Annotated in this window: 18 protein-coding genes and 1 pseudogene; all 19 read right to left on the bottom strand. The window is 50.1% G+C overall.

Annotation, left to right across the window (positions count from 1 at the left end):
- Positions 1-38: 38 nt before the first annotated feature.
- Positions 39-860: an alpha/beta hydrolase gene (locus ASG81_RS29135; protein ID WP_056643215.1), complete on the bottom strand. Its 822-nt coding sequence runs from the start codon at positions 858-860 to the stop codon at positions 39-41.
- 94 nt (positions 861-954) lie between these two features.
- Complete coding sequence (gene mnmH / locus ASG81_RS29130) at positions 955-1,998, bottom strand: tRNA 2-selenouridine(34) synthase MnmH (RefSeq protein ID WP_056643213.1); 1,044 nt, start codon at positions 1,996-1,998, stop codon at positions 955-957.
- A gap of 27 nt (positions 1,999-2,025) precedes the next feature.
- The gene (gene selD, locus ASG81_RS29125) at positions 2,026-3,078 is read right to left on the bottom strand and encodes a selenide, water dikinase SelD (protein ID WP_056643209.1); all 1,053 of its coding nucleotides are present in this window, start codon (positions 3,076-3,078) and stop codon (positions 2,026-2,028) included.
- A 15-nt stretch (positions 3,079-3,093) separates the two neighbouring features.
- The gene (gene phnC / locus ASG81_RS29120; protein WP_056643207.1) at positions 3,094-3,861 is read right to left on the bottom strand and encodes a phosphonate ABC transporter ATP-binding protein; all 768 of its coding nucleotides are present in this window, start codon (positions 3,859-3,861) and stop codon (positions 3,094-3,096) included.
- A gap of 1 nt (position 3,862) precedes the next feature.
- A complete protein-coding gene (phnE, locus tag ASG81_RS29115) occupies positions 3,863-4,609 on the bottom strand; it encodes a phosphonate ABC transporter, permease protein PhnE (RefSeq protein WP_056643203.1) in 747 nt (248 codons plus the stop codon).
- 2 nt (positions 4,610-4,611) lie between these two features.
- The gene (phnD, locus tag ASG81_RS29110) at positions 4,612-5,550 is read right to left on the bottom strand and encodes a phosphate/phosphite/phosphonate ABC transporter substrate-binding protein (protein ID WP_056643200.1); all 939 of its coding nucleotides are present in this window, start codon (positions 5,548-5,550) and stop codon (positions 4,612-4,614) included.
- A 494-nt stretch (positions 5,551-6,044) separates the two neighbouring features.
- The gene (locus ASG81_RS29105) at positions 6,045-7,265 is read right to left on the bottom strand and encodes a multidrug effflux MFS transporter (RefSeq protein ID WP_056643197.1); all 1,221 of its coding nucleotides are present in this window, start codon (positions 7,263-7,265) and stop codon (positions 6,045-6,047) included.
- A gap of 39 nt (positions 7,266-7,304) precedes the next feature.
- Positions 7,305-7,787, bottom strand: a complete 483-nt coding sequence (locus ASG81_RS29100) for a hypothetical protein (RefSeq protein ID WP_056643194.1) — start codon at positions 7,785-7,787, stop codon at positions 7,305-7,307.
- 3 nt (positions 7,788-7,790) lie between these two features.
- A complete protein-coding gene (locus ASG81_RS33770; protein WP_327205203.1) occupies positions 7,791-8,180 on the bottom strand; it encodes an alpha-L-rhamnosidase C-terminal domain-containing protein in 390 nt (129 codons plus the stop codon).
- An 18-nt stretch (positions 8,181-8,198) separates the two neighbouring features.
- Positions 8,199-10,526: pseudogene (locus tag ASG81_RS29095) on the bottom strand (family 78 glycoside hydrolase catalytic domain); the annotation flags it as partial.
- Positions 10,527-10,612: 86 nt separating this feature from the next.
- Positions 10,613-12,127, bottom strand: a complete 1,515-nt coding sequence (locus tag ASG81_RS29090) for an ABC transporter substrate-binding protein (protein WP_056643191.1) — start codon at positions 12,125-12,127, stop codon at positions 10,613-10,615.
- A 64-nt stretch (positions 12,128-12,191) separates the two neighbouring features.
- Entirely contained in the window at positions 12,192-13,076 is an 885-nt protein-coding gene (locus tag ASG81_RS29085) for a carbohydrate ABC transporter permease (protein ID WP_155972042.1), read from the bottom strand.
- A 23-nt stretch (positions 13,077-13,099) separates the two neighbouring features.
- Entirely contained in the window at positions 13,100-14,086 is a 987-nt protein-coding gene (locus ASG81_RS29080) for an ABC transporter permease (protein WP_056643188.1), read from the bottom strand.
- A 156-nt stretch (positions 14,087-14,242) separates the two neighbouring features.
- Entirely contained in the window at positions 14,243-15,853 is a 1,611-nt protein-coding gene (locus ASG81_RS29075) for a response regulator (RefSeq protein WP_056643185.1), read from the bottom strand.
- Between the two features lie 16 nt (positions 15,854-15,869).
- Positions 15,870-17,591: a sensor histidine kinase gene (locus tag ASG81_RS29070; protein WP_056643182.1), complete on the bottom strand. Its 1,722-nt coding sequence runs from the start codon at positions 17,589-17,591 to the stop codon at positions 15,870-15,872.
- A gap of 265 nt (positions 17,592-17,856) precedes the next feature.
- A complete protein-coding gene (gene purD / locus ASG81_RS29065) occupies positions 17,857-19,122 on the bottom strand; it encodes a phosphoribosylamine--glycine ligase (RefSeq protein WP_056643178.1) in 1,266 nt (421 codons plus the stop codon).
- Between the two features lie 89 nt (positions 19,123-19,211).
- Positions 19,212-20,759: a bifunctional phosphoribosylaminoimidazolecarboxamide formyltransferase/IMP cyclohydrolase gene (purH, locus tag ASG81_RS29060; protein ID WP_056643175.1), complete on the bottom strand. Its 1,548-nt coding sequence runs from the start codon at positions 20,757-20,759 to the stop codon at positions 19,212-19,214.
- Positions 20,760-21,322: 563 nt separating this feature from the next.
- Entirely contained in the window at positions 21,323-21,934 is a 612-nt protein-coding gene (gene purN, locus ASG81_RS29055) for a phosphoribosylglycinamide formyltransferase (RefSeq protein ID WP_056643172.1), read from the bottom strand.
- Positions 21,934-22,977: a phosphoribosylformylglycinamidine cyclo-ligase gene (gene purM / locus ASG81_RS29050; protein WP_056643167.1), complete on the bottom strand. Its 1,044-nt coding sequence runs from the start codon at positions 22,975-22,977 to the stop codon at positions 21,934-21,936. Before purM ends, purN begins: the two co-directional genes overlap by 1 nt.
- Between the last annotated feature and the right edge of the window lie 53 nt (positions 22,978-23,030).

Raw genomic sequence — 23,030 nt, 5'->3', positions numbered from 1 at the left:
GCTAGACGTATTTAGGTTACCCTTTATTAAAGCATTTATTATATGCTCCAGTGATGCCATTCCTCTTGCTGCTTATCCAGACCATTTAGCCAATCCAAGGTCACGCGAATCGCTTCCTCCTGATGATTGCGGGCCGAGTACGTATGATTAGCTTGAAAAATAATTTCCTTATCGCATAAGCCTTCACTGCGGGTCCAAAACACCTTCTGGTACAGGAAGCTGTAGTCGACGGGAATTAGCTCATCGCTCGTACCGTGAACAAGCAGCACCTCTCCGCCAAACCTCGTTGCCGCTTGAAACGGCTGATGCTGCAGCAGCGATTCGAAGAACACGGGCTGCAGCGTGTAGCCTAGAAAATCAGAGCTTCCCGTCGTAACCGCATCGTCATAGCTGCTGCGTCCCACAATACGTACAATGTCGTTAAAAGGATAGGCAACCGGCGACCAAAGCACGAGCCGCTTTGCCCGCTTGTCCTTAACGGCCGTCATAATCGCGACCGCTCCGCCAAGACTGTGACCGAGCAAAACGATTCGACGGGGATCTACGCATTCCATGCTTGCAATGTAATCGATCGCGCTTCTTGTCTGATCCACCATCGAATCGAAGCCAAGCGCGCCATAGTCGCCGCCGCTCTCGCCGCAGCCGCCATAATCAAAGCGCAGAACGTAAGAGCCTTGCGCTGCGAGCGCGCGTGCTGCTTTCACGAATAATCGGTCAACCCCTATTCGCGAGCCAACGAATCCATGGCATATAATAATCGCTTGTCTTTTCTCTGAATCGGTCTTTTTGCCGTCTGCGGGGTAATGCAGCGTTGCCGCAAGCTCAAGCCCGTCGTGTCGCAGCGTCAAGTGCTTTTCCATCCCGGTAACCTCCTAATTGCTTATATATAATAATTCCTACCTATATACTATGAATTAATTTTAAACCCATAATAGCATCCCTATTCTGTATCTGTCAATCACCTAGAGGCAGCTTAGGCAGCTTCCCGATAATTCCTTCCAAAGCTTGATCCAGATTAGCGGCGGACACCGTCATTCTTTCTTGTTCATACTGCTCCGTCGCAAATTGATAACGAGGGTCATAGTAATGCAGAAGCAACAGCTTAGCAGCCTCACTAAACCTGTCATTCTGCAATGAGCCGCGGATTTCGGCGGCTATTGGCGTATGAATCCGCTTCGCAATTCGTTCGAATGAGCGAATAAACTCTTCTTTGTTTTCCTGAGGCTTGTAGTCGTTTAAAATATTCGCAACTCTTACCTCGTCCGGAATTTCTATGAATATCGCGGTTCCTTTTTGTTTGGCTTCGATCAGAAACTCCGGCAATACCGCTTTCCCCACCCGTTTACTTTCCGCTTCGAGGATCAAATAGGGGGCATTTCTCAATCGGATAAGTTCATGAACTAACCGCGATTCAAACGACTTTTGATTACTGGGCGTTTTTCCGATATGACCAAAAATCGAACCACGGTGCTCTGCCATCCATTCAAGATTAATAACAGGATAACCACGTTCTTGTAAACGGAGTAACAGCTCCGTCTTTCCTGTCCCGGTGTACCCGTTAATAACATAACAGGGCGGCAGCTCCGAATAGCTTTCCAATGTCTCAACAACCCATTTGCGGTAAGCGCGAAAACCTCCGTTCAGGCGGTACATCTTAAAACCCATAAGGGAAGCGAGCGTGGCCGATGTCCGGCTCCTCATTCCCCCACGCCAGCAATACACAATTTTGAGCGGAGGGCCGTTTTCCCCGATTGCCCGGATAAAGCCAGGCAGCTTGCCTGATACGATTTCCAGCCCTCTATTTTTGGCCGCATCCACACTTTCCTGCTTATAGAGCGTACCGACTTCCGCTCTCTCGTCATCATCAAAGAGCGGAATATTTATGCTGCCCGGTATCGTAGATTCCTCAAATTCAGACTGCGAGCGGACGTCAATTAATTGAGCTTCTCCTTTGTGATGAAGCTCAAGGAGTTCCGCTACCGTGAGATCCTGAAACATGTCGTTTACAGCTCCTTTATTATGTCTCTAAGAAGTAACGATGATTTGTCCGGGTTGTTCGGAGGTGACCTCACCAATGAGATGTGCGTCTACACCTGCGGCCCGCAGCTTGTCCAGCAGCGTCTCAGCCTGTACCGGGTTAACCGATATCAATAGCCCCCCCGATGTAACCGCATCGCAAAGAATCCATTGATCAATTTGATCCAGCTCTTCAGAGAATATAACCGAGCCCTCGAGATGCGCATAGTTATTTTTGGTGCCTCCGGGCACGAAGCCCGCTTCCGCCAATTCACGGACACGCGGCAGAACAGGCACCCGGTTTTTGGATATATGAATGCCAACATGGCTGCCCTTTGCCATTTCCGAAGCATGGCCAAGAAGGCCAAAGCCGGTAACATCTGTACATGCATGAACGTCATAAGGCTCCATCGTCTCGGCAGCTGCCTTGTTCAATGTGGCCATAACCTCAATCACCCGGGTAATCTCCGTTTCAGTTAACTGCTCTTTTTTGATTGATGTTGTGAGAATACCTACTCCGATCGGCTTGGTCAGTATCAGCTTGTCGCCGGGTTTCGCTCCTGCGTTTGTCCGCACTTTGCCCGGATGAACAAGACCTGTAACCGCAAGCCCGAATTTGGGCTCTTTGTCATCAATGGAATGTCCGCCGACAAGCGTTGCCCCCGCTTCTTTCACTTTGTCAGCAGCGCCGCGCAGAATATCGGTCAGAACCTGCTTGGGAAGCGTACTAATCGGAAAAGCAACGATATTCAGTACGGTAAGCGGTTTGCCTCCCATTGCGTAAATATCGCTGATTGCGTTGGCTGCCGCAACCTGGCCGAAAGCGTATGGATCATCTACAATCGGAGTGAAAAAATCAAGCGTTTGCACAAGCGCAAGCTCATCGTTTAGCTTGTATACACCGGCATCATCGCTCGTATCCAGCCCGACAAGCAAATTAGGGTTTGGCTCGTTCAACGGAAGGTTCCGAAGCACCTCAGAAAGATCGGCAGGGCCGATTTTACAGCCGCAGCCCCCTTTGCTCGATAGACTTGTTAATTTGATTTTATTGGCCTCAGACATGAATATCATTCCCTTCTAGTTTAAAATGTTAACGCCGTCCTCTTCGTCCGGCGGATAGATCATTTGCAGCTCTTTGCCGCCTAACTGTTCCGGCGTACCGTCAAAAGTTATGCGCCCTGCTGTTATACCGATTATTCTTGTGGCGTATGCACAGGCCATAGATACATCATGCAGATTAAGCACGATTGTCATCCCCCGTTCCCGGTGCAGACCTGCGATAAACGTCATAACCCGCTCCGCAGTAACCGCATCCAGGCTTGAAATGGGTTCGTCGCCCAGCAGAAGCGCAGGCTGCTGCATCAATACGCGCGCGATAGCCACGCGCTGCTTTTGCCCGCCGCTCAAATCCTCCACTCGCCGCTTCGACAAATCTTCGAGTCCAACCTCCCGAAGCGCTGATAGCGCCCGTGCCCGATCTTCCTTTGAAAACGCACCCGTAAGGCTGCGCCAGCGGGGCATGCCCGCAAAACGCCCGGCGATAACGTTTGTCATGACAGACAGTCTCGGCAGCAGATTAAAGTGCTGGAAAACCATTCCGATCTCGCCGCGGATGCTGCGCAATTCCCGCGGGTTCATTCCAGTGATCGACCGATTATCCCATATGACCTCTCCGGCGTCCGGCTCAACAAGCCTATTGATACAGCGGATCAATGTCGATTTGCCTGCCCCGCTGCGGCCAAGCACCGCCACAAACTCCCCAGGCATAATATGTAAGTCGATTTTATCCAGGGCGGATGTCTTTTCTCCCTTATACCATTTACTAATCCCTTTTAGTTCAAGCAAGTTACTTCACCCGCTTTCGGATCAATGCGCCAAGGTAATCCATAGCCGTAACCAGAATCATAATAAGCAGAACCTCAAAAGTCACCTTTTGATACATAAATTGCTTGAAATCGTTATAAAGCATCTGGCCTAGTCCACCGGCACCGACGATGCCCAGGATCAGGGTCGTTCGGATCGCCACCTCTAACCGATAAAAATATTGGGATAAGACAAGTGGAACCATTTGCGGAATAATGCCATAAAGCGCTACAAGAAGCCTTGTGCCGCCGAGTGCTTTTACGGCTTCCTGCGGACCATCGTCCGTCGCTTCGATTGTTTCGGATATTAATTTGCCAAACACGCCGGCATTGTGGATAATCAGTGCCATGACCGCAGGCATCGGGCCGAGTCCGAGCGTTGGAATAAAGACCAGAGCCAGTACAAGTTCCGGAATCGAGCGAAAGAAATTAAACAAGAATCGTGTAGAATCATACAACCATCGATACGGCGCCCAATTCCCGGCCGCTAGAAAACTCAAAGGAAAAGCAATCAGTACAGCAGCAAGCGTGCTGAATACAGCTACTTCCAGCGTGTCCAGCATCGCTTTCATTACGATCCGCCAATCCGTTACATCAATAGGGAACCAATGCTCGGCAATGAAGTGAAACGTATTTCCGAGATCGCCGAACGATCCCGCTGTAAAGCTTACTCCCGCTCCTGACCACAAGAGCAGAGCGACAACCGCCACGACAATAACCGTTTTTTTCACGTTTATTCCCGCGGCTTAATGCGTCCGTCAGCTATGGCGGCTTGCCGGATAGACGCATAGTCCTCATTGCTCGCGTTTGTAAAACCGCTTGCTCCACCGAAAGCATTTAAAATATCAGCATCCGTAATTGCAAGCATCGTTTCCCGTATGATTTCAATATCACTATCGGGTATGCTGTTCACTACAGCCCATGGATATTGGAAAAGCTCTTCCGACTGCCAAATCGTTTTTATTTTGACACCATCGATTTTCCCCTGCTTCACCAAGTTGTTGAAATAGGCGCTGTCGATAGCTCCTACATCCTGCATCTTGTTTTGGATGGCAAGCGCCGTTGCCGTGTGGTCCCCCGTATAGGTAACGCTTTTAAACGCATGCTCCTGCTGGGTTTTAAAGACGCCGGCTTTTTTCAGAGCTATGCCGGGAATAAGGCTTCCCGATGTCGAGCTGATGTCGCCAAATGCAAACCGGATATTTTTCGCGTGTTTCACGACATCATCGAGCGAGTTGTACGCAGAATCCGCGGGCGCAATTAAATAGGAGTAGTAAAAAGGCTTTCCTGCAATAAGCTGTGTTACAATCGCCTTGACGTCATACCGCTCATGGGCTTCCACATACGTAAGCGGCCCCAGATATGACATCTGCACCTTGCCGGCACCCATCGCTTCTACCACACCGTTATAATCCGGATAGACCTCAGCGCGTACGTTATACCCCAGCTTCTCGGTCAATAGGCTGGCGAGCTTGTCAGCACCGAGCTGCATCTGATTGCTGCCTTGAGCGGGAATGACACCGATGAGCATTTCATCGCGCACCTCGCTATTTCCGGTTTGATTGGCCTGTTTGCTCTCATCCCTCTTCTCCGTTTGACTGCAAGCAGCCATAAGCAAACAAGAGATCAGTAGGCATGTTAATACCAAAAAGGATTGTCTTCTCTGGAACATTTTCCAATCTCCTCCTAACTATCATTTGTTATCAATAATTGATCCTAACACAATTTTTGTCGAAAAAGAAGGAACGCTGCAAGCAAGCCGCAGGTCAATTCCGCAATATAGGAGCGCCATCAATATTTTGGAGTCTTCCCGGGACATACTAAGCGTATCAAAATGATTCGAGGAGGTGCTTCCCTTGCCTTTATGGATGAAATGGCTGCAGGAAAATTGGCTATCCTTCCTGATTATAGCCGGTGTCGTTGTTGCGGTTATTTACGTTATAAAAAACCGTAAATTGCTTTTCTACAAAGAATGACGACCGAGCGCCGCAGAGGCTTATTCCTCATGCATAAGCGGAACTCGAATCGTCACGATCGTACCGGCTCCACGCTCACTGTCAATGGTAAGCTGACCGCCGTGGAGCTCTATACAACACCTAAAAAAAAGACCAACCAGATGGTTGACCTAATAATACGAAATAAAGTCCTAGACTGCTGTGGCTGCCACTATTCAACTATAACCTGACAGTCTTTAGATGCTCGTTCATTTGGGCGTTGGCTTATTAAGCCGGCATAACATAACAGTCCTCCGGCTCCGCACCCTGCGATGACGATGCCAAGCGGCACCGCCGATCCTGTGCCTCCTATACCCGCAAGCGGTGAAACGATGGAGCCAAGGAGCATGGATCCAAGTCCAAGCCACGCCGCCGCGCTCCCGGCTGCCTCCGGGTGGCTTTGCAGAGCAAGGGATGAACTGGTTGTCCCGACAAAGCCAATGCTGGCGACGATCAGAAATAGCGGGAGCAGCACCCATCCGAGGGAACCGTTCAGTAAGAGAATGCCAAGCAGGTACATCCCGTTGACCGAGTTAAGAATAAGACCGAAAAATAGTATCTTCTTTGCTCCGAACCGCCTCACAAGACGTGTAGCAATCTGAGTAGAGATCAAAAAGCCCGATCCGTTAAGTGCAAACAGCAGGCTGAACTGCTGAGGCGTCGCTCCGTATATTTCCTGAATTAAAAACGGGGAGCCGGCTATATAAGCGAACAATCCAGCCATTGTGAAGGATTGTGCACCGACGTAGCCAAGGAATAAGCGATCTTTTAAAATATGGAGCATTGCGGAAACGGAGTCTCTTATACCGCCGGTTATCCGTTTATCAGCCTGCAAGCTCTCCGGAATACCGATGTAGATAGCGAAGACCATCACCGTTCCGATGATCGCCAATACGATAAATAAGCCGTGCCAGGACATAATTTGCAGCAAAAAGCCTCCGAGTACCGGCGCAACGATTGGCCCAAAACCTCCGACCATTGTCAACAAGCCAAAAAACGTGGTAAGCTCGACGCCGGAGAAATGATCCCTGGCAATGGCTCTGGAAATAACCATTCCGGAGGCCGCAGCAAACCCCTGCAGTAACCGGCTGGTCAAAAGCAGCCAGACGGAGTCGGATGCCGCTACCAGCAGCGAGGCGGCGACGAATGCCGACATCCCGATCAGCATCGGCAGCCGGCGTCCTTTCGCGTCGCTGATCGGACCCGCGACAAGCTGTCCGAACGCGAGACCTAAAAGGAAAAAAGTCAAACTCAGCTGCGTCATCGAAGCGCTCGTTTGCAGCTCGCCAGCCATTGCAGGAAGGGCCGACAAATACATGTCGATCGCAAAAGGCGCTAATGTGGACAAAGAACCTAAAATTATAATCATGGACAATCGTTGATTACGGCTCAATTTCTACCCCTTCTAAAACTTTATTTTCTATGGATCTTATCACTTGCCGTAAGTCAGCGCAAGCTTCGCGAACATATCTTCAAGCGTAAACCGGGGATCTACGTAATGATAGACGCGGATCATTCTTTCCTTCTGGTCATGCACGTAATACATATCCTCTGTGATGCGCGGAGCAGGCTTGATTTCATAGCCGTATTCATGGTCGTCAAGCAGCAGGCTGATCGCCGGCGAATCGTCAAGCGACCACATTTCTCCTTTTGACCAAGGGGTATTTTGAAAAGCACCGGCGGCCCAATCATTGAAATCAATCAGCTGCTGATACAGATAGCTTCCGATTTCGCCGTACGGCTTCACTTTATATGCCAATTCGGCAATACTCACCCGCATCGTCGTGTACACGGTGTGCGGCACTTGCCAGAGCCCGACATTTGTATCAAATACCACATTAGCGGCATCGATGTCATTAAGCAGGTTATATTCCCAACCGCCTATCGGATAGTGCCCCCCTCCGATCCATATCACGTATTAAATGGCCATTTCATCGATTCGTTCCTCTTTTCTTATTGATCTGGTTTCAGGTATATATTCATACTCAAACCGGTAATCGCCTGATCCCGCCTCGAGCCTTACTCCCTCATCGCATGGCCCGGCGTGCGAAATACCGCCAGCGTATTCCAGAAGCACGCCATTCTCTTTCACCGTTTCGAGCGCTGCTCCCGGCAGAACGATTTCAGCAGTCGTATTGGCCGGAATCGTTACGCGGATAGCCATTCGCCCGTTCTCTGCTTTCTCCCAGCGGGAGCGGACTGTACCGTACATCGTCTCTAAGCTGCCTTCCGCCCAGGAAAGCCCTTCGCCAGGCTGCGGCCGAATGATGATTCGTTTGTAGCCCGCACCCTTTTCGTCCGTGTCGATGCCGGCGACGCTGCGGTAAAGCCAATCACCGATTGCGCCGTACGCATAATGGTTGAAGGAGTTCATATCGTCGCTCCAGAAGGAGCCGTCCTCTTTAATGCCGTCCCAATGCTCCCATATCGTCGTCGCCCCTTTGGATACCTGATACAGCCAGGAAGGGTAATCCTGCTGGAATAACAGCTTGTATGCCACCTCGCTGCTGCCGAAGCCGCTGAGCACATGGTTCAAATACGGCGTGCCGACGAAGCCGGTCGTGAGGTGATACTTGTTTTCCTTCAGCAGATCCAGCAGCTTTTGAACGGCGCGCTCCTTCGCTCTTCCATCAAGAAGTCCGAACATCAGACCTAACAGCTGCCCGGTTTGGGTCGGGACGGTTAATCTGCCGGCTGGCGTAACGAACTCCTCGTTGAACGCTTTGCGAATGCCCGCATACAGCTCCGCATAATGGGCTGCATCCTCGTTTTGCTGAAGGACGGCAGCCGTTTTTTGCATAATGGAAACGGAATACGCATAAAAAGCGGTGGCGACATAATCGGTATCCGTCGCGCCTAAATAACTGTTCTCTTTAGCGTCGAGCGCAAGCCAGTCTCCGAAATGGAAGCCCGTATTCCAAAGGTATTCTTTATCGCCCTGCCTGCGGATATAAGCGACCCACGCCTTCATGCTTTCATACTGCGATTCGAGTATGCATGTATCTCCATAGCATACATATATCGTCCAAGGACAGATGACGGCAGCGTCGCCCCATGCGGCAGATGAGAAAGGAGGCGGGAAATTCGGATCCGGCTTACCTTTACTGAGCATATCGGGAACGACAAACGGAACGCCGCCCTCGGCATTCTGGTCAACCTTCAAATCGCCGAGCTACTTCGTAAAGAATGGCGCCACATTCGCCAAATACGCGGCCGTCCGCACGAAAACCTGCGCGTCCCCCGTCCAGCCCAGCCTCTCGTCACGCTGTGGACAGTCTGTCGGCACATCCAGAAAATTGCCCTTCATCCCCCACAAAATATTGTGCTGCAGCTGGTTGACCATCGGATCGGAGCAGGAAAAACTGCCGGTTATCTCCATGTCGGAATGGAGGACGACGCCTGTGAAATCCTCTAACTTGACCGGTTCCTCAAACCCGGTTAACCGGATATACCGGAAGCCCTGAAACGTGAAATGCGGCCCAAAGGTTTCCGCTTCGCCGCCCTTTAATATGTAACGGATCGTCTGCTTCGCCTTTCGAATATTGCCCGGGTAAAAGTTCCCATCCCGGTCCAAAATCTCGGCGTGATGGATTTCAACCTCCCTACCGGCTTCCCCGCGCACAGTGAAACGAACCCACCCCACCATGTTCTGCCCCATGTCGATTACCGTATCGCCGCTTGGCGTACGAATCAGCTCGGTCGGCTTCAGCTCCTCTATCTTCCGCACGGGCACATTTTCCTGCGCTATAATGATTTCTTTGTTGTGCTTTATCGTCTCGACAGGCTGCCAATCGCGATCGTTATAGCCTGCAAGGCTCCAACCCTTTTGTTCCAAGCAGGCATCGTAGCTCTCGCCATGATAAATCTCGGACATGAGGATCGGGCTGCCTGCCGCTTTCCAGCTGTTATCTGATTTTACGACTACTTCCCGTCCGTCCTCCATCACGATATGAAGCTGCAAGAGCAGCGCTGTGCGGTCGCCATAAAGCGCCTTTTCGCCGGTCCATCCCAAATATCCCTTATACCAGCCGTTTCCGAGCAGCGCTCCAAGCGCATTTTCTCCGTGGCGCAGCATCGCTGTGACATCGTAAGCTTGGTACTGCAGGCGATGATCATAGCTGGTCCAGCCCGGAGCGAAGTAATCACTGCCTATGCGGCTGCCGTTCAATTCCAGCTCGTATACGCCGAGCGCAGTTGCAAAAATACTCGCTGAACGGACAGCGCCGTCAACGCGGAACGGCTTACGCAGCATCGGCACCTGCTCCGAATCCTCTGCGAACAGGGCCGCAGGCGCGCTGATCCAATCGGCCTGCCACTCTGAGGCAGCAAGAAGCCCCATTTCCCAATAAGCCAGAGCAGACCACCCGGAGTCTTCACCATTTATATTCCATGCCCGAACGCGGTAGTAATAGCGCTTTTTCGAAGCCATTTCCAGCCCTGTTGGCACGACATGAGCCGAGCGGTCCGATTCCATACGTCCCGAATCCCATAAGAGCTCGTTAAACCGTTCATCCGCCGCTACCACCAGCCGGTAAGCGGCTTGCAGAGTTCCTCTTGCATCCGATTGAAGCTTCCAGCTTATGCGCGGCTGGCGCGTGTTCAGCCCGATCGGGTTTAGCCTGTATTCGCAGCGCAGATCAGTGATCGCAAACATATTCGTTCCCGCTCCTTTATCAATAATAAAATTGCAAATCCCTCCTCCCATAAATGGAAGGAAGGATTTGTCGAGAACCGGTTTCTTTATTTGCTGTTAGCCGCTTTCCACGCATCCAGCTGTTTTTGCTTCTCGGTGATAATTTTATCCAGCCCAGACGCTTTAAGCTTCTCGTTAAATTCAGCGATCAAAGCAGGATCAAGCGATCCGGACTCAAGACCGACCTTATATTGATTCACCACGTTTGTTGCCGCAGCCACTTCCGTTTTGACCGGAGTGGCGTCAAAGGAGAAGCCGAGTGCCGGAGAAACCTTGGCCGATTCGTTAAAGGCTTTCATTTGCTCCCAAATGCCCGCTTCCGTGCCTTGCCAAACATGCGTCAGGAAATTGTTGCCGACTTCCCACTGATTGTTCACATAGCTTGATTCCGTAACGCCGTCCGGAAGCTTGATCGTGCCGTCGTCATTTTTAACGTAATGCTTTCCTTCAATGCCGTTCGCGTACAAATTCATAACATCCGCATCCGTATAGAGGAGGTTCATAAGCTGCATTGCACGCTCAGGGTTTTGGCTGTTACGTGGAATCGACATCATGAAGCCGTTAGCCCCGTTCGATTGGATAACCGGCTCGGTTAGACGTACGCCGACCATTTCGTATCCTGTGGCTTTGGATTCCTGCTGTTCATAGCTTGGTTTCATATTGTTCATATAGCCCAGCGCTTTGCCAGCCTTCACTAAGCTTGTACCCATCTCTTGGGTCGTCGCGACGTCTTGCATGATATAGCCTGCTTCGTACCATTTTCTTGCCAGCTCTACCGTATTTTTATAAAGCTCGGTTTCATAGACGTTCGTTACTTTCATGTCTTTATCGTCCAGCAGCAATACCCCGAGCGCATCGCCGAGCGGGTCGATCTGCGGCGTATACATCATATATGAAACGGTTCCCGTTTGAGTGCTTTGTACCAAAGGAGAGATGCCCGGCTCTTTGTCTTTGATCGTTTTGAACACCGATTCGAGGTCAGCAAACGTTTTGACAGTGGAAAGATCGATTCCGTGCTTGTCCACTAAATCTTTTCTGAGTACCATGCCGTAGTCAGCTCCGACATCCCGGATGCTCGGTACGCCGTAATTTTTGCCGTCGATCTTTGTGCCGTTATAAATTTCAGTAGCCATCGTATTTTTAATTTCAGGACCGTATTTCTCAAGCAGTTCATCCAGAGGCAATAATTGTCCTTTGGCTACCTGTGAGGTGTAGTTGAAGAAAGTGGACGTTACAAGCAAATCAAGCGGCTCGTTGCCGGCAAGCAGCAAATTCACCTGTTGATTCCATGCTGCGATGTCGATCGGCATCAGCTTCACGGTCGCATTGATTTTGGCCTTCGTAATCTTATTGATTTCTTCCTGCACGGCAGCTACATCCGTCATGTTGCCGATATTGATAAATGCCATCGTTAGCTCTGCCGCTTCGCTGTTTTCATTTGCAGCCTGATTGCCGGACTCATTCTTTGCCTTTTCGGTATTATTCGAGTTGCCGCAAGCTGCAAGCAGCAAAGCTAATACCAGCAAGACAGACAAAGCAAGCGTGGATTTCTTCGTTCTCATAAACCATTTCCCCCTGTATTCTCGAATGTTATATACCAATCAGACCCGCGGAATCCGAGGTTGGTTACCCTTTGACAGCTCCGATTGTGAGCCCTTTGACGAAATACTTCTGGAAGAAAGGATAGACGCAAAGGATCGGCAGTATGCCTACGACCGCCATGGCCATACGTACGGAATTCGTAGGCAGACTAGCCGCCGCTGTGCTGTTGTTGCCGCCAATATTCGTTTGCTGCAGGAACTGGATATTGCTCAGCATGCGGTTCAGCAAATTTTGAATGCTGAATAATTCGGGTTCTGTAACATAAATTAAGCCGTTGAACCAATCGTTCCAGTAGCCTATCGTCAGCATCAAGCCAATTGTTGCTAATATCGGCAAGGAAAGCGGCAGGACGATCCGGTAAAAGATTTTAAACTCCGTCGCGCCGTCCATATAAGCGGATTCAATTATCGGCACCGGAATCGAGGTGCTGAAAAACGAACGGATGAGAAGAATGAAGAAGCCGTTCGTCAGGAGCCCCGGTATAATCAGCGCCATCAGGGTATTCTTCATCTCGAACACTTCCGTAAAGACGAGATACGTAGGCACCAAGCCCCCGTTAAACAGAAGCGTGAAGAATACCAGGAAAGAGAACAGACCACGGTAGGGCATGTCGCCGCGGGAAAGCGGATAAGCGAGCAGGGATGAAATGAGCAAGCCTGCGAAAGTGCCGACAACCGTGATCATCACTGTGATGCCGTAAGCTCTGACCAAGGAAGAGGACTGGTTCCACAAATAGGTATAGGCTTCAAAGCTCCATTCTTTCGGAAACAAGCTGTATCCGTCCCTTACGATCGATTGCTCCTGCGTTAGCGATGAAATAATCAGCAGCAGGAACGGAAACAAGCATGCTGCCGCTAACAGAATTAAGATCAGATGGACGAAAACCTGGTTCATATGATTCGTTTTCATAGTGTTATCAATCTCCTTCCGACCTAAAATAGCGCTTGATCGCGGTTTTTACGACTTACTACGTAGTTTGCCACTAGTACAAGGACAAAACCGACGACGGATTGGTACAAGCCGGCTGCCGATGACATTCCGATATCGCCTAAGGTCATTAGCCCGCGATATACATAAGTGTCGATGACATCCGTCGTCGGCTGCAGCGGTCCGGAATTAAGCGGAACCTGATAAAATAAGCCAAAATCGGAATAGAAGATGCGGCCGATCGCAAGCAGTGTCATAATGACGATAGTCGGCATAATCAGCGGAACGGTAATGCTTCGGATTTGCTGCCATTTGTTCGCGCCGTCGATCGTAGCAGCCTCGTAATATTCATTATCGATGCCAATAATCGATGCCAAATAAATGATACACAGATAACCGACATTTTTCCAAATGTTCACGAGCGTTAAAATGTACGGCCAAAACTTGGATTCCGCATACCAGGATATCGGATCGATGCCGAGGAGCGGCAAAATCTGCTTGTTTATGAATCCGCTCTCAACATTCATCATCGACAGTCCGAGATATCCGACGACGACCATTGAAATTAAGTAGGGAAGCAATATGACGCTTTGATAAAACCGGGACGCCAGTTTCTTCTTTACTTCGTTCAAAAGGATCGCTACTCCGATAGCCATCACGGTGTTAATGATAATAAAGGATCCGTTATACAAAATCGTGTTCCTTGTAATAATCCATGCGTCTGCCGTTTTGAATAAGTATTCAAAGTTTTTAAAGCCAATCCAGTCGCTTCCCAGTATGCCTTTGGCGTAATTAATATCCTTAAACGCTATAATCACGCCGAACATTGGCAAATAGTTATTGATGATCAGATAGATCATGCCCGGAATAATCATCAGGAAAAGCGCCCGGTAACGTTTTAAATTTTTCCATAAGAGACTTTGTTTTTTTACATGATTAGCTTGATTAGCTTGATTAGCTTTTGCAGCCTGTGTTGCCCGCGTAGCTTCCATGGCCTTCCCTCATTTCCTTGTAGTTCACTCTTGTTATTTACATTGTAGAAGATCGGGGGCGTACGGAATAACCTCAAAACGGACTTTACACTTTCGTTTTTTAGACTTTTATAAAAGGAAAACCGGCCCGCCTCTGCGGATCCGGTCAAAGGTTTGCTATTTGGATTGAGCAAGCTTACGATAATCGCCCGGGTTCATCCCCGTCATTTTTTTGAAGAGGGTCGAGAAATAGGATAGATTCGAATAGCCGGATTGCACCGCAATATCGCTGACCGAGTACTCGGAGCGTGTTAATAATTGTTTAGCATATTCAATGCGCTGAAGCTGTACATAGTCGGAGATGGACATCCCTGCTTCTTTCTTAAACACACGGTTTAAGTAATCAGGATTTAAGTAAACAAAGTTAGCCACTTCTTCGCGGGTCAAGCTTTGCTCACCGATATGCTCATTAATGAACCGTTTGACCTTATCGACAAGCGATAAATTTTCCTGAAGGGCGTGAATGCGGTTCATGGCTACCTCAACCAAATAAAGAATCCATTGCTTCATAGACGATAGAGAGCGAAGCACGGCTTCCGGTTTATCCGTTAACAAATTGTTTGCGAATACCTCGTTTGCCTGAAGACCCTTCACTTGAAGGACAAAAAACATCATTTGCAAAAAGTTTTGGTAAAAAAGCTGAAGCGACTGCGCATCGACGCCGTTCTTCGCTTCCTTTAAATCGTCTAAATAACGCGCCACATCGGCGGCAAGCTTCTCCTTGGCGCCTTGCTTCATCCACTCTGCCCATTCGTTCATCGATGGAGGCTTTATCGTCTGCTCTTTCTTCCGGTAATCGCGGAGCAGCAGCGTTTGATTAGCATGGGTCACATTGTCCTGGTCCATCCGCGTCAACTGCTGATACTGATCCACCATTTTATACGCATGGACAGGTTGGCCGATATAGGCACTGAGCTCACAGTTGAAGTATTGGCTGCAGCTGCGCACATAAGCCTCGCAATCGGCAAGTATGGCAATATCCATCGATTCTGACTCAGCGGGAAGCAGCGCGAGCAAGCCGCCGCTCTGAATGGATACGACCGCCGAATCGGAATGATATTTCAGCACCTGCTCCTCCGCGGCATTGCGCAGCGCATACTCCATAATTTGCTCGTCCCGTTGATTAAACGATTTATACCATTTTTGAACGCGGAACAGGATCGGCAGAAATTTAGTGGAACCGAGATAAGGAAGCTTATACTTCGCCGCATGCTCTTCGATCTTCTCCGGAGAGGATGCGATGCATTGCCGGAGGAGCTCCTGCCAGAAGCGTTCTTTCAGCATCGGCTTTTGCGATTCCCATAATTGAACGTAATGCTTATAGTTGGTTTCAAATGCCGACAGCTCCAAATCCTTATTGATTTTGGCCAGCGCTTTAACGATCACCTGCTCCAATTCCTCATAATCAACCGGCTTCAGCAAATACTCAAAGCTGCCCAGCTGGATCGCTTTTTTGGCATATGAAAAGTCGGAATGCGACGTCAAAAAAATCGTTTCCGTCTTCGGATAATGTTCTCGTACCCAGGCTAGTAAATCGAGGCCCGAGCCTTTTGGCATCTCAATATCGCAAAGCATCAGCTGTACCGGCTCCGTTTGAAAAATGTGCTGTGCCTGCTTTAGACCGCGGGCTGTGTGGACGGCATGAATATTCAGTCTGTCCCATCTGACGCCTGCCTCCAGCCCGCGAATCGCATGCACCTCGTCATCTACGATTAGTACGGTATACATCAATGAACGCTCCTTTCTAACGAATCGATAACGGTAGAGTGATCCTCACTACCGCTCCCTTCCCTGCTTCGTTTGCGAAAGTAATTTTCGCTTCCGACTGGTAAAGCAGCCGAAGCCGCCGTTTTATATTCCAAATGCCGACATGCTCCCCTTCCTCGCTGATCCTCTCTTCCCCGGCATGCAGGCTCCTAAGAACCTCTTCCGGAAATCCCGATCCGCTGTCTCTAATCGTAATGCCTATCGCGTGGCCTCCGCTTGTCTCTTCAAGCTCGGCTAAAATGCCAATTTCAATTGCATGATCGACATCGACGGCATGCTTGATCGTATTTTCAACGATCGTCTGGATGACGAGCGGCGGTATTTCAACCTCCTTGACCTCATCCGTCATGTCGATGCGGTAAGTCAATATATCGGGGAAACGAAGCTGCTGAATACGCAAATAATTAGCGGTATGAAGCAGCTCATCCTTTAGCGGCACCAGATAATTATTCGTTCGGAACATATAACGGAAGTAAACAACCAGACATTTGGACATTTCCTGAATTAATTTAAAGTCCTTTACGGTTGCTAAATTATAAATGATGTTAAGCGAATTCAAAAAGAAATGCGGATTGATTTGCAGCTGAAGCAGCTGCAGCTCCGATTTCTGATGATTTAGCTTTTCTTCGTACACATTGATTTTTAAATGATGAATTTCCGATATCATCCGGTTAAACGTCTCATTCACGATCTCAAACTCGGTTGACGTGTTCGTCTGATTAAGTCTGGTATTCCAATTCCCATCCCTTGTTTTCCGCATCGCGATCACCAGCTGCTTCATTGGAAGGAGGATCACTCTTCGCATTAGAAATAAAAACAAAAACAAAAAAACAAGAGCCCCTATCGAAATGAAGGATGACACCCGCTGTAAAAAAGGCAGCTTTTGTTGAATGGCATCATCGGGAATGAGCGCAATCAGCTTGAAATCTCCTTTATCCGACGACTCGCCCATCATGAGGTACGTACGCTTATTGCCAGTTATAATGTAAGGTTCGGAAGAGACCTCCAGCTTAATGCCTTCCCGCTTGATCATCTCGCGCTGGCTTATCGGCTTCAGCTCATCGGTGGTTAGCAGTGCAGCTCCAGACTGTCCGAGATCGATCAAATTCAGAGGAATCATCAGCTTCTCGCTGTTAACCCAGGCCCCTACATAAACCTCGCCGCTTCGAATCAAGCGCAATAAACCATAGTTGTTTTTACCCTGCAGAACATGCCAATCCGGACCGCTGAACGTTTCGGGCTGCCCATGCAGCATGCGCAGCAGTTCCTGCTTTATCGCATCCCGCTCCTGAAAGGAGGAGCCGAACTGCTGGGTCATAATTAACTCATCGTTCGTGATGGAATAGGCGAAAAACAGATCGACCGATCTATACGCGCTAATATCCGCTGATATCGTATTGAACAACCGCAATTTGCTCAGCATATAAGTCGACCCATTGTTTTCGGCCGGCTTCTGGAAGCCGATTAAATCCGTATCTTTTTCTGTAAAGTCGAATAGATGCTTGTCCACATCGTTCAAATTGCGGTCGATTTCGTTCATGTAAAGACTCAATAAGTTTTTGTTGGACTGCGCAACCTGGTTCCTTACTACTTCAACCGAATATATATTATTGACAATTAAGACCGTAACGAGCGGCACAATTATAAAGAGGACGCCGGCAAACATTTTAAACCGCAGGGAGTTGAAATAAGCAAACATGTTTCGCTCGTCTCCTTCATGCAAATTCGCGCATTATCCTTACTATTGCCATTCCCTTCATTATACTTGTAATAAGATTGGGCCGCTTTTGTTCTCACGACCTTCGTTTTCGTTATTTGGACTAATTAAAAGGCTCCAGGAATACGGAATAGCGTTCTGAGGTAAAAAAAAAACCGCCCGCTTCCGCTACCGCAGAGGCGGTAATGGAAGCGGGCAGCTTACGGTTTTCAAGCTGACTGACTAGCGGCTTCTGCTTAAGACGAGCTTATACGAGCGCTTTAGCCGCAATATCCGTACGGTTTTGTTTTCCTTCAAAATCAATGACGCTCACCGCTTCATATGCTCGTGCGCGGGCTTCCGCGATGTCGCGGCCGCGGCCGACGATACCAAGCACGCGTCCGCCATTCGTTACGAATTGCCCGTCCTTCTCGGCTGTGCCTGCATGGAACACAAGCGCGCCTTGCGCTTCTGCTTCAGCCAGCCCGGTAATGACGCGGCCCTTCGGATACGATGCCGGATAGCCTTCCGATGCGACTACGACGCATACCGCCGCTTCGTCGCTCCACTGAATGTCCAGCTGATCCAGGTTGCCGCCGAGCGATGCGAGCACGATGTCGACCAGGTCCGTTTGCAAACGCGGCAATACGACCTGTGTTTCCGGATCTCCCATGCGCGCATTAAACTCAATCGTCTTCGGACCGTCTTTTGTAATCATAAGGCCCGCAAACAGAACGCCGCGGAACGGGCGGCCTTCGCTGACCATTGCTTTTGCGGTAGGAATAATGATGTTCTGGATCGATTCATCAATGATCGCTTGATCGATATGCGGCAGCGGCGTGTATGTGCCCATACCGCCCGTATTCGGGCCCTTGTCGCCGTCGAAGATCGGTTTATGATCCTGTGCGGGAACCATTGCGCGAACGGTCTCCCCGTCAACGAATGCGAGAATCGACATTTCTTGTCCGACTAAGCATTCCTCGATTACGATTTGGCTGCCCGCTTGGCCGAACACTTTATCGACCATCATTTCGCGCAGTGCCTGCTCCGCTTCCTCCAGCGTCGCAGCAACCGTAACTCCTTTGCCTGCCGCCAAGCCGTCAGCCTTAATAACGATAGGCGCGGATTGCTCGCGCAGGTACGCGGAAGCTGCTTCATAATCGGTGAACGTTTCGTATTTCGCGGTCGGAATGTCGTATTTCTTCAGCAAATTTTTCATGAAAATTTTGCTGCCCTCGATTTCCGCCGCATTTTTGCGGGGACCGTACGCCTGGATGCCGGCTGCTTCGAACGCATCTACGATTCCATCCGCAAGCGGATCATCCGGACCTACGAAAACGAGATCGACCGATGCTTCCTTTGCAAAACGGATCAGTTCATCGAACTCACTGACCGCAATCGGCACGCATTCAGCAAGCTGCGCAATTCCGGCATTGCCTGGCGCGCAAAAAATTTCTTTTACCTTTTCGCTCTTCTTAAGCGACCAGACGATTGCATGCTCGCGTCCGCCGCCGCCTACTACCAAAATACGCATATCCTTTAACCCCCTAAATGACTATATGAAACCGGTGCGGCCGCAGTCTCCGCCAGCTCTATGCCCGTTAAATTGCGGCTGCTCATATTCTAGTGCTTAAAGTGACGTACGCTAGTGAACACCATAGCAATGTTGTTCGCGTTCGCAGCAGCGATCGACTCTTCGTCCTTGATCGAGCCGCCTGGTTGGATGATCGCGGTAATGCCTGCTTTAGCCGCAAGCTCTACCGTGTCGCCCATCGGGAAAAACGCATCGGAAGCAAGCGCCGCGCCTTTAGCCGCTTCGCCCGCTTGCTCAATCGCAATGCGAGCCGCGCCTACGCGGTTCATTTGACCGGCGCCAACACCGATCGTCATATCGTCCTTCGCAAGCAGAATCGCGTTGGATTTAACGTGCTTAACGACCTTCCAGCCGAATAGGAGCTGCTTAAGCTCTTCCGCTGTCGGTTTACGATCTGTTACAAACTGCAGATCCGCTTCCGTTACGCTGTGAACGTCGCTCTCTTGTACAAGCATGCCGCCGTCAACCGACGTTACAAGCCATTCCGGCTTGCGCTCGCCGGCTGCGGATTGCTCGCCCAGCTTCAGCAAACGAATGTTTTTCTTCTTTGTCAAAATCTCAAGCGCCTCCGGCGTGAAGTCAGGGGCAATGATGATTTCGAGGAAAATGCCGCCAAGCAGCTCAGCCGTATCTGCGCCAATCGTACGGTTAGCCGCGACGATACCGCCGAAGATTGAGGTTGGATCTGCCGCGTACGCTTTTTGGTAAGCCTCGTGAATCGTTGTGCCGATACCTACACCGCACGGGTTCATATGCTTAACTGCAACGACAGCCGGCTCGTCGAATTCTTTCAAAATCGCGAGCGATGCGTTTGCGTCACTAATATTGTTGTAAGAAAGCTCCTTGCCGTGCAGCTGTTCAGCCGTAGTAACGCTGCCTGCTCCGGCAAGCGGCTTGCTGTAGAAAGCAGCCTTTTGATGCGGGTTTTCGCCGTAACGAAGATCCTGTACTTTCTCGTAAGTGACCGTGTAAGTCTCAGGCAGCGGCTCGCCCATTTGCTTGGAGAGATAATCCGAGATCAGGGAATCGTAAGCCGCAGTATGGCGGAATACTTTTGCAGCCAGACGTTTACGCGTTTCAAGAGTCGTATCGCCCTGAGCCTTCACTTCTTCAAGAATGGTGCCATAGTCGCCGGCATCAACAACAACCGTTACGAATGCGTGGTTTTTAGCAGCCGAGCGAAGCATGGTTGGCCCGCCGATATCGATGTTTTCGATTGCATCCTCGTATGATACATCCGGCTTCGCGATCGTTTCTTTAAACGGATAAAGGTTGACGATAACAAGGTCAATATAGTCTAGACCAAGCTCCTTCATTGCTTTCTGATGCTCTTCATCGTCGCGTACCGCAAGCAATCCGCTATGTACGGCCGGGTGAAGCGTCTTAACGCGTCCATCCAAAATTTCCGGAAAGCCCGTTACGTCGGAAATACCGATAACCGGTACGCCTTCCTTTTGCAGCAGGCTGAACGTACCGCCCGTCGAAATGATTTGCACACCTTGGTTTGCTAATTCTCTGGAAAATTCCACGATTCCCGATTTATCGGAAACACTAATTAACGCTCTGCGAATAGCCACGCAAATACCTCCTCATCTAATTGACCAATCCATTTATCGTTCAATCATCTGAACTCTAAAGTTCAAACCTATGCTAGCTCAACCTTCTGCACTTTATAACTCAACCATCTGCATGCACGATGGGAACACCGTCTTGGTAGTCCCCGCCGTTTGCTGCTAAATCCACCGTTTCGGCGAGAATAGAGTAACTTTTTTACCTTATTCACCGCTACTAAGCCCATTTGGGGCGAATAGCGAAAATTTCTTTCTCTATTCTGCTGCGTTCCCCGCCATTTGCTGCTAAATCCACCGTTTCGGCGAGAATAGAGTAACTTTTTCGCCTTATTTGCCGCTACTAAGCCCATTTGGGGCGATTAGAGAAAATTTCTTTCTCTATTCTGCTGCGTTCCCCGCCGTTTGCTGCTAAATCCAACGTTTCGGCGAGAATAGAGCAACTTTTTTGCCTTATTCGCCGCTTCCGGGCACATTTAGGGCGAATAGAGAAAGTTTCTTTCTCTTTTCTGCTGCGATCCCCGCCGTTTGCTGCTGAATCCACCGTTTCGGCGAAAATACAGTAACGTTGACTAGCGGCTTATTGTCACATGGCGTTCACTCAGTGAGACGCGGCCCTGCGCGATTTGCTGGATGACGGCCGGCAGCAGCGCTTGCTCGGTTACGTGGATACGCACTGCGAGCGAGTCTTCCGTATCCTCGTCCGCTACTTCAACAGCGCGCTGCGCGATAATCGGCCCGCTGTCCATACCGCCGTCCACATAATGCACCGTGACGCCGGTCAGCTTAACGCCGTACGCCAGCGCTTGCAAGGTGGCGTTCACGCCGGGAAATGCCGGCAGCAGCGACGGATGAATATTAATCATCCTGCCGTAAAACGGCTCAACGAGCACCGACGTAATAATGCGCATATAGCCTGCAAGCACGATCAGCTCTACGCCCCGGCGCTGCAGTTCGTCAATTATTTCCGTCTCGTAAGCTTCGCGGGACGGATACTCCTTCGGCGTGAACAGGAACGTGTCCACGCCGGCCTTCCGGGCGCGCTCCACAACCGGAGCGGCAGGCTTGTCACAAACAAGAAGCTCGATGGTTACATCGAGCTTCCCCTCCTGCACCGCATCCACAATCGCTTGGAAGTTCGTACCTTGTCCCGAAGCGAAAACAGCGATGCGAAGTGCTCCCATTATACGTCCGCTCCCGTAAATGTCACGATGCGGCTTCCTTCCGTAACCGTTCCGATACGGTAAGCCTGCTCACCAAGCTCTGCTGCAACGCGAAGCGCCTCATTTGCTTGATCAGCCGGAACAACAACAACTAGTCCAATGCCCATATTGAAAGTCGTGAACATGTCACGATTCGTAATGCCGCCTTTATTTTGCATCAGCTCGAAGATCGGCAAAATCGGCCAAGAGCCATATTCCACGTCAACGTTTACGCCGTCAGGAAGAACCCGCGGAATGTTTTCGATAAAGCCGCCGCCCGTAATATGCGCCATGCCTTTCACTTCCACTTGCTCGATCAGCTTAAGCGCCGATTTCACATAGATGCGCGTTGGTTCGATCAATACGTCGCCAAGCTTCGCGCCGCCAAGCTCTTCAAGCTCTTGATCAAGCGAGTAGCCGGCTTCCTCCAGCAGCAAGCGGCGAACGAGCGAGAAGCCGTTGCTGTGAATACCGCTCGAAGCAAAGCCGATTACAGCGTCGCCAGCTGCGATGGTGGAACCGTCAATCATTTTTTTCTTATCCACAATACCAACCGTAAAGCCTGCAATATCGTATTCTCCGCCTTGATACATGCCCGGCATTTCAGCCGTCTCGCCGCCGATTAAGGAACAGCCTGCTTGTACGCAGCCTTCCGCAATACCTTTGACGATGGCTTCGATTTTCTCAGGCACAACTTTGTCGCATGCCAAGTAATCGAGAAAGAACAATGGCTCCGCGCCTTGCACGATGATATCGTTCACGCACATTGCAACGGCATCAATGCCGATCGTGTCATGCTTGTCCATTGCAAAAGCAAGCTTCAGCTTTGTTCCGACGCCGTCCGTTCCAGACACGAGCACAGGCTCATCGTACTTGTCCTTGTTTAGGCTGAACAGTCCGCCAAAGCCGCCAAGCTCTGCCAGCACCTCTGGACGGTAAGTCCGCTTTACGTGCTTCTTCATCCGTTCAACCGCTTCGTTGCCTGCCGCGATATCGACGCCGGCTTTTTTGTACGCTTCTGACACTCTCGGTCAACTCCTTAACTAATTTAGAGCAGCAATCGCTCCATAAGGTTAAT

Origin of the sequence: Paenibacillus sp. Soil522 (assembly GCF_001428245.1) — a bacterium.
In the GTDB taxonomy this organism is placed as follows: Bacteria; Bacillota; Bacilli; order Paenibacillales; family Paenibacillaceae; genus Pristimantibacillus.
Note: the sequence above shows the minus strand (reverse complement) of the source record. Positions and strands in the feature narration are given on the sequence as shown.